Consider the following 13,324-nt stretch of genomic DNA (forward strand, 5'->3'; position numbering starts at 1 on the left):
GCCGCCAACCTTACCCGCCTGCATTCATGGCAGCAAGCGGCAGCCCTCACGCGCGCCTTGCCAGGCCGCCTGGCTGCGTCGCCCCAGGCCTTCAGCGGTGACTCGCCGCTGCTGGCTGTTTTCCTCCAGCAGGCTCAGTGGCAGCCACTGCTTCACGTACCCTTGGCAGTACACCTTGTCGAAGCCCATGACAAAGCGGCAGGAACAGTATTCCTTGGCCGAGTAGGCCGAGAGTATGCCGGGGAAGTCCGCCAGCGCCTGGCGTTCCTGCCATGCCCAGAACAGGAGCCCTGCCAGCGCCAGCAGCAATAGCCGCTTCATGCCCCCTCCCCGGCCAGTACCGCCAGCACCCGCTTGAGCAGTTCGTCGTGTCGATAGCTGCCGTCGCGGTCATCGGCGTAGCGCACGATCACCAGCTTTTGCTCAGGCAGCACATATAACGCCTGCCCCCAGTGGCCAAGGGCGGCGAAAGTGTCTGCCGGTGCACTGGGCCAAGGCCGTTCGGCGCCAGCCAGCGGCTGGTTGAGCCACCAATGGCCACCAGGGACGGCCTCGCCAGGCAGCGCTTGGGCCAGGGCAAACGGGGTGCGGTTGAAGGCGACCCAGGCCTTGGGCAGCAATTGTCGGCCCTGCCAGCGCCCGTCGCGCTGCATCAGCAGGCCAATACGGGCCAAATCACGGGCACTGAGGTAGAGATAGGAAGAGCCTACGTAGGTGCCTGCCCGGTCACGCTCCCACGCCGCACTGCCGATACCCAACGGGGTGAACAGTGCGTGCCAGGGGTAGTCGGGGTACTGCCCGGCATCGAGCATGCCGCGCAGCGCGGCGGCCAGCAGGTTGCTGTCGCCGCTGGAGTAGAGGAACCGCTGACCGGGGCTGGCGGTGGCACCCCGCGCCGCCGCGTAGGCAGCCATGTCTGCGCGGCCACGGGTATACAGCATGGCCACCACCGAGGACTTCAGCGGCGCGTATTCGTAGTCTTCCTGCCACTCGAGGCCACTGGCCCAGTGCAGCAGGTCGGCCACGCGCACGCCTGGGTGGGCGCGCATGGGTGGATAGAAGCGGCTGACCGGGTCTTGCAGCTGGAAGCGGCCTTCGCCCTGGGCCACGCCCATTATCGTGGCCAGTACGCTCTTGCTTACCGACCAGGTCAGGTGCGCGGTGGCGGCACGGGTGGGCGCGGTGTAGCGCTCGTGAAGGATACGCCCGTCGCGGATGATCAGCAGAGCGTCCGTGCGGATGCCGCTGCGCTCCGAGGGGGAGCGTGCAGGAAAGGCGTAAGCGTCGACGGCCTGCCAGTCGAGGGTGGCGGGGTCGTTCTGCCACTGCGGGTCAGGCCAGTCCTCCGCCTTGGCGCTACCTGCAACCAGCGCAAGGATGACCAACAGTACCTTCATCGTGCTCGCCTTGATGGGGGCTGCTTTGCAGCCCTTCGCGGGCAAGCCCGCGCTCACAGTTGCAGGAGCGGATGCCCCCGCGAACAGGCCAACATCATCAATACAGAATCAGCGCCGAACCGGCCGCTTCTGCAGCTTGCGCTGCAACGTCCGTCGGTGCATGCCCAACGCCCGCGCGGTGGCCGAGATATTACCTTCATGCTCGTTCAGCACGCGCTGGATGTGTTCCCACTGCAGGCGATCGACCGACATCGGGTTTTCCGGCACCAGGGTATCCAGGTCGGTGTGCTCCGACAGCAGTGCTGCCAACACATCATCGGCGTCAGCCGGCTTGCACAGGTAGTTGCAGGCACCGCGCTTGACCGCCTCCACTGCGGTGGCAATGCTCGAGTACCCGGTCAGGATCACCACGCGCATTTCCGGGTCCAGTTCCAGCAGCTTGGGCAGCAGCACCAGGCCGGAGTCGCCATCCATCTTCAGGTCCAGCGTGGCGTAGTCCGGCAGGTCCTGCTGGGCCAGAATCAAGCCTTCTTCGGCAGAACTGGCAGTGCTCACACGGAAACCGCGACGGCTCATGGCCCGGGCCATGACCCGGGTGAAGGTGGCATCGTCATCCACCAGCAGCAGGTGCGGCAGCTCTTCGCTTTCGACCTGGTTTTCTTCGCTCATCATTCATCTCCTCGCTTGCCATAGGGCAGGCGCAGTTCGGTCAGGGTGCCACCCTGTTCATGACTATAGAGTTTCACCGAGCCGCCCGCACGGGTCACGCTGGCCTTGCTCAAGAACAGGCCCAGGCCGAAGCCTTTGCCCTTGGTGGTAATAAAAGGTTTGCCAATGGCTTCGGCAATGGCTGGCGGTACACCAGGACCATGGTCGCGGATACTGATGACGATGTCCTGGGCGTCCCAGTCCAGGCGAACCTCCAGATCATCAGGGCAGGCATCGGCGGCATTGTTCAACAGATTCAGTAACGCCTGGGTCAGGTCTGGCGGCGGCGCCAGACGCGGCACCTTGCCGTCGCGCAGGCGCTGGAAGCGGTAGCTGGCTTCCGGGCGCATCAGGTGCCAGCGGTTGAGCGCCTCGTCCAGCCAGGCGGTCACATCCTGCTCCACGATGGCCAGGCGTCGGTTGGCTTCGGCTGCGCGCACCAGCTGTTGCAAGGTCTCTTTGCACAGCTTTACCTGGTCCTGGAGGATCTGCAGGTCCTCCTGCAACAGCGGGTCGGTGTGGTCCTGGCGCATTTCGTTGATCAGCACGCTCATGGTCGCCAGCGGCGTACCCAGTTCATGGGCGGCACCGGCAGCCTGGGTAGCCACAGCCAGCAGTTGCTCGTCGCGCAGGCTTTCTTCACGCCGCTCTGAACGCAGCTGCTCCTGGCGGCGCAGCTCTTCGGCCATGCGCGCGGCAAAGAAGGTGATCACAGCCGCCGCCAGGGCAATGCTCAGCCACATGCCGTAGACCTGCATCTTGTCCCGCGCCATCGGCAGCCCTTCGAGCGGGTAGAACTGCACCAGCAGCAAGCTGTAGGCCGTCAGCGCAATGCCCGACAGGATCAGCGAATACAGCCACGGCAAGGTCACCGCGGCAATCGCCAGCGGCACCAGGTAATACGACACGAACGGGTTGGTCGAGCCGCCGGAGTAATACAGCAAGGCACTGTGGATCAGCAGGTCACAGGCCAGCTGCAGGGCGTACTCCATTTCGGTGACGGGCAGCGACAGCCGCAGGCGCAGGGCCGTGAAGGCACACAGCAACGAAGACAAGGCCAAGGTGCCGGCCAGTGACAGCCAGGGCAACGGCAGCAGTTCGGTCCAGTAGGCAACGCCCACCGAGCCGGCCTGGGCAGCCAGGACCAGGACCCGAATGACGGTCAGGCGCCAGAGGTTCTGGCGGGTAGCGGACAACGGTTGTACGGCGGCGAGCATGAGCTCTCCTGATGAGTGCTCCAGAAAAATCGGCTGGAGTATACCGAAGCCGGGCGCCTCGCTGCAGCGATGCGGCAAAGCGCCACACTTTGTCACAGGTTCATGATGGCACTTTTGAACCCACTACACTGTTGCCGGTCTTATGGGCCATGCGTGGAATGGATGACCAGCCCCCACGCCTTTAAATGCCAAGGAGTACCACATGCAAATCCCACGTCGCGGCGCTGCTCTGATCATGTCTTGCGGCCTGCTCGCCAGCCTGCCGGCACTGGCCGCCGATGAACCGCGTTTCAACCAGGTATCGCTGCGTGCCGAAGTCAGCAAGGAAGTGGCGCGCGACCTGATGGTCGTGACCCTGTACAGCGAAGCGCAGAACAGCGACCCGGGCAAGCTCGCCAAGCAGATTACCGAAACCATGAACAAGGCCGTGCAGCAGTCGCGCCAGGTCAAGGACGTGAAGATCAGCCAAGGCAGCCGCAACAGCTACCCGGTGTATGACAGCAAGGGCCAGAAAATTACCGGCTGGCGCGAGCGCGCCGAACTGCGCCTTGAAAGCGCCAACTTCCCGGCCTTGTCCCAGCTTACCGCCGATTTGTTGCAAGAGCTGAAAATGGCTGGCATGGACTTCTCCATCGCCCCGGCCACGCGCAAGGCCAGCGAGGATGCACTGCTCAAGGATGCGGTCGATGCCTTCAAGGCACGCGCGCAACTGGCGACCGAAGCGCTGGGTGGCAAAGGCTACAAAGTGGTGAGCCTGAACCTCAACAGCAGCGGCTACCCGCGCCCGTACTTGCGTAGCGCGCCGATGGCGATGAAGGCCATGGGGGCTGATGAAGCAGCACCGGCGCCAGATATCGAGGCGGGCACCAGTGAAGTGAGCATGAATGCCGATGGCCTGATCGAAGTGCAGATGCCATAAGGCGTCCACGCATCATCTGTGGGAGCCCGCGAGCAAGACACGGCGGTGGATGGCACGGGCTTCGCCCGTGTTCGCGGGTAAACCCGCTCCTACAGGTGAACGCGCCATTTTCACGATTTTCAGACCTTTCTTACGCACCATCAAGGTGCGTCCTACGTTTACCCTTGCCTAGAAACATCGCGCAAAACGCCATCATTTTGCCTACGCAAACGTTTAACTTCGCCAAAAGTTATACCGATGCGACATCCATGTACGGTCGTACCACTTTTCTGACGCCAACTATCCTTGTACCTGTTGCATTGGGAACACCCCCTGCATAAGTATCCGCAGGTCGGCTCACGAGGCCACCTCATCCAAAAAATGACAACAATGAGGCCACCATGCTCAAACACGCAGTCATTCCGTTCCTGCTGGGTGCAGGCTTGCTCAGCGGCGCACCGTCGGCCGTCGCCGCATCCAACCTGGTGTTCTGCTCCGAAGGCAGCCCAGCCGGCTTCGATCCGGGGCAGTACACCACCGGGACCGACTTCGACGCCTCGGCAGAGACCGTGTTCAACCGCCTGACCCAGTTCGAGCGCGGCGGCACTGCGGTCATCCCGGGCCTGGCGACCAAATGGGAAGTGTCCGACGACGGCAAGACCTACACCTTCCACCTGCGTGAAGGGGTCAAGTTCCACACCACCGACTACTTCAAGCCCAGTCGCCCGTTCAACGCCGACGACGTGCTGTTCACCTTCAACCGCATGCTCGACAAGGACAACCCGTTCCGCAAGGCGTACCCCACCGAGTTTCCATACTTCACCGACATGGGCATGGACAAGAACATTGCCAAGGTGGAGAAGCTTGACGAGCACACGGTGAAGTTCACCCTCAACGAGGTGGACGCCGCGTTCATCCAGAACCTGGCCATGAGCTTTGCCTCGATCCAGTCCGCCGAATACGCCGACCAGTTGCTCAAGAATGGCAAGGCCGCCGACATCAACCAGAAGCCGATCGGCACCGGCCCGTTCGTGTTCAGCAAGTACCAGAAGGACGCGCAGATCCGCTTCAAGGGCAACAAGGACTACTGGAAGCCCGAGGACGTGAAGATCGACAACCTGATCTTTGCCATCACCACCGACGCCTCGGTGCGCATGCAGAAGCTTAAAAAGAACGAGTGCCAGGTCACCCTGTTCCCACGCCCGGCCGACATCGAGCCGCTAAAAGCCGACAAGAACCTGCAAATGCCGCAGCAGGCCGGCTTCAACCTCGGCTATATCGCCTACAACGTGATGGACAAGATCAAGGGCAGCAACGAGGCCAACCCCATGGCCCAGCTGAAAGTCCGACAGGCGCTGGACATGGCCGTGGACAAGAAAAAGATCATCGAGTCGGTGTACCAGGGCGCCGGCCAGCTGGCGGTCAACGCCATGCCGCCCACGCAGTGGTCTTATGACGACAGCATCAAGGACGCCGCCTTCGACCCCGAGAAAGCCAAGCAACTGCTCAAGGAAGCCGGCATCAAGGAAGGCACCGAAATCACCCTGTGGGCCATGCCCGTGCAACGCCCGTACAACCCCAATGCCAAGCTGATGGCCGAAATGCTCCAGTCCGACTGGGCCAAGATCGGTATCAAGGCGAAGATCGTCAGTTATGAATGGGGCGAGTACATCAAGCGCTCCAAAGGTGGCGAACAGGGTGCCATGCTGATTGGCTGGAGCGGTGACAATGGTGACCCGGACAACTGGCTGGGTACCCTCTACGGTTGCGATGCCGTCGATGGCAACAACTTCTCCAAGTGGTGCTACAAGCCCTACGACGACCTGATCAAGCAGGCCAAGGCCACGTCCGACCAGGCCAAGCGCACCGAGCTGTACCAGAAGGCGCAGCATATCCTCAAGGAGCAGGTACCGATCACCCCGATCGCCCACTCCACTGTCTACCAGCCCATGAGCGCCAAGGTGAAGGACTTCAAGATCAGCCCGTTCGCGCTGAATTCCTTCTACGGCGTCAGCGTGGACAAATAGGCTGACTGAGGCACCCGCTGAATCGCGGGTGCCCTTCACCCCCGCCACCTCTTCATGTCGTCCTGCGGCCATACGCTGCGGGGACGGCGAACTGTTGCCGCCATTCGTACCCGGAGGCGGCGCGAACAGATGAAAAAGGATTTGCCATGCGCCACGTTACCCGCCTTTCCGCGCTGCTGGCTCTGGGCCTGGTCAGCCAATCCCCGGTCCTGCTGGCCAACAACCTGGTGTTCTGCTCTGAAGGCAGCCCCGCCGGCTTCGACACCGCCCAGTACACCAGCGCCACCGACAACGACGCCGCCGAACCCATCTACAACCGCCTGGTCGAGTTCGAACGTGGCGGCACCGCCGTGCACCCGGCCCTGGCGACGCACTGGGAGGTGTCCGACGACGGCCTGCGCTACACCTTCCACCTGCGTGAAGGGGTCAAGTTCCACAGCAACAAGGCCTTCAGCCCGAGCCGCACGTTCAACGCCGACGATGTGCTGTTCACCTTCAACCGCATGCTCGACAAGGGGCATCGGTTCCGTCAGGCCTACCCTACCGAGTTTCCCTATTTCAACGGCATGGGCCTGGACAAGAACATCGCCCGCGTCGAGAAGACCGACCCATTGACCGTGGTGTTCACCCTGAACACCGTCGATGCCGCGTTCGTCCAGAACCTGGCCATGAGTTTCGCCTCCATCCTCTCCGCTGAATACGCCGAACAGCTACTGGCCAGTGGACGCCCCAGCGACATCAATCAGCAGCCTATCGGTACCGGGCCGTTCGTGTTCCAGCGCTACCAGAAGGATTCGCAGATCCGCTACAAGGGCAACAAGGACTATTGGGCAGCGAACGAGGTGAAGATCGACAACCTGGTGTTCTCGATCAATACCGACCCCTCGGTGCGTATCCAGAAACTGCGCCGCAACGAATGCCAGGTCACCCTGCACCCCCGCCCGGCTGACCTGCCGGCGCTCAAGGCCGACAGCACACTGCAGGTGCTCCAGCAACCAGGCTTCAACCTCGGCTACATCGCCTACAACACCCAGCACCCGCCATTCGACCGCCTGGAAGTGCGCCAGGCAATGGACATGGCGGTCAACAAGAAAGCCATCCTCCAGGCGGTGTATCAGGACGCCGGCCAACGGGCGGTCAACGCCATGCCACCAACCCAGTGGTCCTATGACGACAGCATCAAGGACGCCCCGTACGCGCCCGAAAAGGCCAGACAGCTGCTCCAGCAGGCCGGTGTCAAACCTGGCACCGAGGTCACCCTGTGGGCCATGCCGGTGCAACGCCCGTACAACCCCAATGCCAAGCTGATGGCCGAAATGCTCCAGGCCGACTGGAGCAAACTCGGTTTCAAGGTGCGCATCGTCAGCTACGAATGGGGCGAATACCTCAAGCGCATGAAAAACGGTGAGCACGACATCGCCCTGATCGGCTGGACCGGTGACAACGGCGACCCGGACAACTGGCTGGGCACCCTCTACAGCTGCGATGCCATCGGCAGCAACAACTACTCGCAGTGGTGCGACCCGCAGTACGACAGCCTGGTCAAGCAGGCCAAGCAAGTGACCGACCGTACGCAACGCACCGCCCTGTACCAGCAGGCCCAGCAGCGGCTAAAGCAGCAGGTACCGATTACGCCGGTGGCGCATTCCACCGTGAGCCAGCCGCTTAGCGTCAAGGTTTCCCAGTTCAAGGTCAGCCCGTTTGGGCGCAATGATTTTTCCGGTGTGAGTGTTGATTAAGCGTTAGCCAGTACCGGCCTCTTCGCGGGCAAGCCCGCTCCCACAGGATCTCGACAGGTTCGGACACTGCGCCCTACCTGTGGGAGCGAGCTTGCCCGCGACGAGGCCAGAACGGCCAACACAACGCCCCGATTCTGCCCGGCGATCCCGCGGCACCCCTGGCAACACCGCAGCAATCACCCGGCCCACAAGGCCGGCCATAACTAGAAAAGAAAGGGAGCTTTAACCTTGAAAGTATTCACCTTGACCGCACTGGCGTTATCCATCGGTGCCTTTTCCACGGTGGCCCAGGCAGATCCGCAGAGCCAGGACTACCTCCCGCTCACCCTCAAAAGCAGCAGCGAGCAAGCGCAAGCCAGCGGCTTCATCGACGGCCAAAGCCTGTCCGGCAGCACCCGCAACTGGTATGCCCGCGAACGTGCCGCACGCGCGCCGCTGTGGAAGTACTACAAGAACGACGGCACCCGCCACGACACCCACAGCCGTGAAAACTGGGTCCAGGGCACCATCCTCAATTACAGCTCCGGCTTCACCCAGGGCACCGTGGGCTTCGCCGTCGAGGCTGCCGGCTACAACGCCATCGCCCTGCAGCAGAGCCGCGAAGCCATCGCCGGCCCCAACAACCGCACCCTCACCCACAGCGATGGCGACCCCGTCGGCCAGTGGAGCAAACTGGGCCTGGGCAATATCAAGGCGCGCGTGTCCAACACCACCCTTACCCTTGGCCGCCAGTCGGTGGACACGCCGATGATCGCCTACATCGGCAACCGCGCCCTGCCCTCGAGCTTCCAGGGCGCGTTCCTGCACAGCGCTGAATTCGACAACCTCAGCCTCGACCTGGGCACCTTCGACCGCGTCTCGCCACGTACCGAACAGAGCCTCAGCAAGTTCCGCAGCGAGTACAGCGCCACCGGCGTGGAAACCGACCGTGCCAGCACCGCCGGCATCAACTACCAGCCGTTCAAGAGCCTGAGTACCAGCCTGTACGCCACCAAGGTCGACGACTTCTGGAACCAGTACTACTTCGGCGCCAACCATGTGCTCGGCGACAGCGCAGTGCTCAGCCTGAGCACCGGCCTGAACTACTACAAGACCGTCGACGCCGGCAGCCAGAAAATGGGCAAGATCGACAACGACACCTACAGCCTGTCACTGGGCCTGACCCATCAGGCCCACACCCTCAGCGCCTCCTGGCAGCAGGTCAACGGCAATGAGTACTTCGACTACCTGCACGAAACCAACGGCATCTTCCTGGCCAACTCGCTGCTGTCGGACTTCAACGGCCCCAACGAGAAATCGCTGCAGATTTCCTATGTGCTGAACATGGCGCCCTATGGCGTGCCTGGCCTGAAGTTCAACCTGTACAACGCCCGCGGCTGGGGTATCGACGGCACTCACTACCGCGGCACTGCCTACGACGTGAATGGCCTGGATGGCGAAACCCACTATGAGTGGGGTATCGGCACCAGCTACGCGCTGCAGAGCGGGCCGCTGAAAGACACCAGCATACGCGCCACCTACACCACCCATCGCGCCAGCAAGGCCCAGGGCGATGGCAGCCTGGATGAGTTCCGCGTGGTCACCACCATTCCGTTCAACATTCTCTGACCGTCGACGCCCTGGCCCGTTTCGCTGCGGGCCGGGGCGGCTACGCTGGAACCAATGCAAGCAGGGAGTTTTCAACACATGCACAGAGCTTTAATGAAATCGCGGCCGTTGCGCCTAGCCCTGGTCGCGCTGCTTCTGGGCGGCGCCACGCAACTGGCGGCCAAACCGCTGGTGGTGTGTACAGAAGCCAGCCCGGAAGGGTTCGACATCGCCCAGTACACCACCGCAGTCACCGCCGATGCCTCGGCCGAGACAGTGTTCAACCGCCTGGTCGACTTCAAACCCGGCACCACCGAGATCCAGCCGGCCCTGGCCGAGCGCTGGGACATTTCAGCCGACGGTCTGACCTACACCTTCCATCTGCGTCAGGGGGTGAAGTTCCACACCACCGACTACTTCAAGCCAACTCGAGACTTCAACGCCGATGACGTGCTGTGGAGCCTCAATCGCCAGCTCGACCCGAACCACCCCTGGCATGACAAGACCAGCGTCGGCTACCCGTACTTCGAGAGCATGGGGTTCAAGGAACTGCTCAAGTCAGTCAGCAAGGCTGACGAGCACACCGTGGTGATTACCCTCAGCCGACCGGAAGCGCCGTTCCTGCGCGACATGGCCATGGGCTTTACCTCGATCTACTCCGCCGAATACGGCGACCAGTTGCTCAAGTCTGGCAAGACCGCCGAGCTGAACAGCAAACCGATCGGCACCGGCCCTTTCATCTTCCAGCGTTACAACAAGGACGCCCAGGTCCGCTTCAAGCCCAACCCGGACTATTTCCGCGGCAAGCCGCCGGCCGATGCGCTGGTGTTCGCCATCGCCATCGACAGCAACGTGCGCCTGCAGAAACTGCGCGCCAACGAGTGCCAGGTGGCGCTCTATCCCAAGCCCGATGACGTGCCGTCGATCAAGCAAGACCCGAAACTCAAGGTTGAAGAAATCGAGGCCCTGGTCACCGGCTACATCGCCATGAATACCCAGCACAAATACCTCAACGACGTGCGTGTGCGTAAAGCCATCAACATGGCCTTCGACCGCCAGACCCATGTCGACCAACTGTTTGGCAAAGGCAACGCGCTGGTGGGTGTAAACCCTTACCCACCCACCATGATCGGCTACAACACCCACAACCAGAACCCACCGCGCGACCTCGACAAAGCCCGCGCACTGCTCAGCCAGGCCGGTGTACCCGAGGGCACGGTAATCACCCTGTTCACCCGCAACGGCGGCGGCCCGACCAACCCCAACCCGCGCCTGTCCGCCGAGATGCTGCAGGCCGACCTCAAACAGATCGGCCTCAAGCTGGATATCCGCGTCATGGAATGGGCCGAGATGCTGCGCCGGGCGAAGAACGGCGAAGCCGACCTGGTGTCCACCGGCTGGGCCGGCGACAACGGCGACCCGGACAACTTCCTCAGCCCACTGCTCAGTTGCGATGCCGTGAAAAGTGGCGAGAACTATGCGCGCTGGTGCAACCCCAAGTTCCAGGAGCTGATCAGCCGCGCCCGCGAAGTGATCGACAACGACGAGCGTGCAAGGCTCTATAACGAGGCATTGAAAGTGTACGATGACGAACAACCCTGGATCAGCATGGCTCATCCAAAGATGTTCACCGCCATGCGTGACAACGTGGAGGGCTACGTGATCAACCCTCTGACCAACAACAACTTCGCCACCACCAAGGTGAAGTAGAACAACAACGACCGCCGGCCACCCATACGGGGACCGGCGGCACTGCCGTACCGGGCTGATCGCCCCACGGCCTGATGAGGTAACCCCGACAATGTTGAGTTTTATTGCCCGGCGCCTTGGCCTGCTGATACCGACCTTTTTCGGCATCACCTTGCTGACCTTCGCGCTCATACGCCTGATCCCCGGCGACCCGGTGGAAGTGATGATGGGCGAGCGCAGGGTCGACCCCGAAATGCATGCCCAGGCCATGGAACGCCTGGGCCTGAACAAGCCACTGCCGGTCCAGTACCTGGACTACGTCGGCAAACTTGCCCAGGGTGACCTTGGCGAATCGCTGCGCACCCGCGAAAGCGTGTGGCGCGAGTTCCTCACCCTGTTCCCGGCCACCCTGGAACTGGCCTTCGCCGCCCTGCTGTTCGCCGGCGTCGTCGGCCTGCTGGCCGGTGTAATCGCCGCACTCAAGCGCGGTTCGCTGTTCGACCACGGGGTCATGGGCATATCACTGGCCGGCTACTCGATGCCGATTTTCTGGTGGGGCCTGATCCTGATCATGTTCTTCTCCGTGAGCCTGGGCTGGACCCCGGTGTCCGGGCGCATCGACCTGCTCTACGACATCGAGCCGAAGACCGGCTTCATGCTTATCGACACCCTGCTCAGCGATGAAGAAGGCGCGTTCAAGGACGCTGTGATGCACCTGATCCTGCCGGCCATCGTGCTCGGCACCATCCCGCTGGCAGTGATCGCCCGCATGACCCGCTCGTCGATGCTTGAAGTACTGCGCGAAGACTACATCCGCACCGCCCGCGCCAAAGGCCTGTCGCCGGCCCGTGTGGTGTTCGTCCATGGCCTGCGCAATGCCTTGATCCCGGTACTGACCGTGTTCGGCCTGCAGGTCGGCACGCTGCTGGCCGGTGCGGTGCTGACCGAAACCATCTTTTCCTGGCCGGGCATCGGCAAATGGCTGATCGAAGCCATCGGTGCCCGTGACTACCCCGTGGTCCAGAACGGCATCCTGTTGATCGCCTGCCTGGTGATTCTGGTCAACTTCGTCGTGGACATCCTCTACGGCCTGGCCAACCCACGCATCCGTCATCAGCGCTGAGGCCCTTGCCATGACTAGCCCGATTACAAAATCCGTGTCACCGGCCAGCCCGGTGGACCAGAGCCTGCTCTACCCCTCCCCGTACAAAGAATTCTGGCAAGCCTTCGCGCGCAACAAAGGCGCGGTCATGGGCCTGGCCTTCATGTGCCTGGTGGTATTCTGCGCGCTGTTCGCGCCTTGGGTCGCCCCACATGACCCGAGCGAGCAGTACCGCGACTTCCTGCTGACCCCGCCGGTGTGGCTGGAAGGCGGCACCTGGCAGTTCATCCTGGGCACCGACGAACTGGGCCGTGATCTGCTTTCGCGGCTGATTCAAGGTGCACGGCTGTCGCTGCTGATCGGCCTGTCGTCAGTGGTGATGTCACTGATCCCGGGCATTCTCCTTGGCCTGCTGGCCGGCTTTTTCCCGCAGTTGCTCGGCCCGTCGATCATGCGCCTGATGGACGTGATGCTGGCGCTGCCGTCGCTGTTGCTGGCCGTGGCCATCGTCGCCATCCTCGGCCCTGGCCTGATCAACACCGTGATCGCCATCGCCATCGTTTCCCTGCCGTCCTACGTGCGCCTGACCCGCGCCGCGGTGATGGGCGAACTGAACCGCGACTACGTCACCGCTGCCCGCCTGGCCGGCGCCGGCTTGCCCCGGCTGATGTTCGTCACCGTGCTGCCCAACTGCATGGCACCGCTGATCGTGCAGGCGACCCTGAGTTTTTCCTCGGCGATCCTCGACGCTGCTGCGCTGGGTTTCCTCGGCCTCGGCGTGCAGCCGCCTACCCCCGAGTGGGGCACCATGCTGGCTTCGGCCCGGGATTACATCGAGCGCGCCTGGTGGGTGGTAAGCCTGCCCGGCCTGACCATTCTGCTCAGTGTGCTGGCAATCAACCTGATGGGCGACGGCCTGCGCGATGCGCTGGACCCGAAACTCAAGAACGCCGCCTGAGG

Annotated in this window: 11 protein-coding genes; 7 read left to right on the forward strand and 4 right to left on the reverse strand. The window is 62.6% G+C overall.

The window, feature by feature from the left end; translation table 11 throughout:
• Positions 1-24: 24 nt before the first annotated feature.
• From V6093_RS13185 to V6093_RS13200, 4 genes are all read right to left on the reverse strand, one after another.
• On the reverse strand, positions 25-321 hold the full coding sequence (locus V6093_RS13185) for a hypothetical protein (RefSeq protein WP_012051281.1): 297 nt from the start codon (positions 319-321) through the stop codon (positions 25-27).
• Positions 318-1,397, reverse strand: coding sequence for a serine hydrolase (locus V6093_RS13190; RefSeq protein WP_265978146.1), 1,080 nt, complete (start codon positions 1,395-1,397; stop codon positions 318-320). Before V6093_RS13190 ends, V6093_RS13185 begins: the two co-directional genes overlap by 4 nt.
• A 108-nt stretch (positions 1,398-1,505) precedes the next feature.
• A complete protein-coding gene (locus V6093_RS13195) occupies positions 1,506-2,066 on the reverse strand; it encodes a response regulator transcription factor (protein ID WP_003255244.1) in 561 nt (186 codons plus the stop codon).
• Positions 2,066-3,322, reverse strand: coding sequence for an ATP-binding protein (locus V6093_RS13200; RefSeq protein ID WP_003255246.1), 1,257 nt, complete (start codon positions 3,320-3,322; stop codon positions 2,066-2,068). The genes V6093_RS13195 and V6093_RS13200 overlap by 1 nt, the downstream gene beginning before the upstream one ends.
• A 202-nt stretch (positions 3,323-3,524) precedes the next feature.
• Here V6093_RS13200 and V6093_RS13205 point away from each other — a divergent pair, with 202 nt between their 5' ends.
• From V6093_RS13205 to V6093_RS13235, 7 genes are all read left to right on the forward strand, one after another.
• On the forward strand, positions 3,525-4,241 hold the full coding sequence (locus V6093_RS13205; RefSeq protein WP_003255248.1) for an SIMPL domain-containing protein: 717 nt from the start codon (positions 3,525-3,527) through the stop codon (positions 4,239-4,241).
• Between the two features lie 380 nt (positions 4,242-4,621).
• A complete protein-coding gene (locus V6093_RS13210; RefSeq protein WP_012051277.1) occupies positions 4,622-6,247 on the forward strand; it encodes an ABC transporter substrate-binding protein in 1,626 nt (541 codons plus the stop codon).
• Between the two features lie 146 nt (positions 6,248-6,393).
• Complete coding sequence (locus tag V6093_RS13215) at positions 6,394-7,986, forward strand: ABC transporter substrate-binding protein (protein ID WP_003255252.1); 1,593 nt, start codon at positions 6,394-6,396, stop codon at positions 7,984-7,986.
• A gap of 228 nt (positions 7,987-8,214) precedes the next feature.
• Positions 8,215-9,594 (forward strand): OprD family porin, encoded by a 1,380-nt coding sequence (locus tag V6093_RS13220; RefSeq protein ID WP_003255254.1) that lies wholly within the window; start codon positions 8,215-8,217, stop codon positions 9,592-9,594.
• Positions 9,595-9,672: 78 nt separating this feature from the next.
• Positions 9,673-11,283: an ABC transporter substrate-binding protein gene (locus tag V6093_RS13225; protein WP_406669813.1), complete on the forward strand. Its 1,611-nt coding sequence runs from the start codon at positions 9,673-9,675 to the stop codon at positions 11,281-11,283.
• Positions 11,284-11,374: 91 nt separating this feature from the next.
• Positions 11,375-12,385 (forward strand): ABC transporter permease subunit, encoded by a 1,011-nt coding sequence (locus tag V6093_RS13230; protein ID WP_003255257.1) that lies wholly within the window; start codon positions 11,375-11,377, stop codon positions 12,383-12,385.
• A gap of 10 nt (positions 12,386-12,395) precedes the next feature.
• The gene (locus V6093_RS13235; RefSeq protein ID WP_003255259.1) at positions 12,396-13,322 is read left to right on the forward strand and encodes an ABC transporter permease subunit; all 927 of its coding nucleotides are present in this window, start codon (positions 12,396-12,398) and stop codon (positions 13,320-13,322) included.
• Positions 13,323-13,324: the final 2 nt, after the last annotated feature.

The organism is Pseudomonas putida group bacterium ESBL64, from assembly GCF_045277175.1.
GTDB lineage: Bacteria > Pseudomonadota > Gammaproteobacteria > Pseudomonadales > Pseudomonadaceae > Aquipseudomonas > Aquipseudomonas alloputida.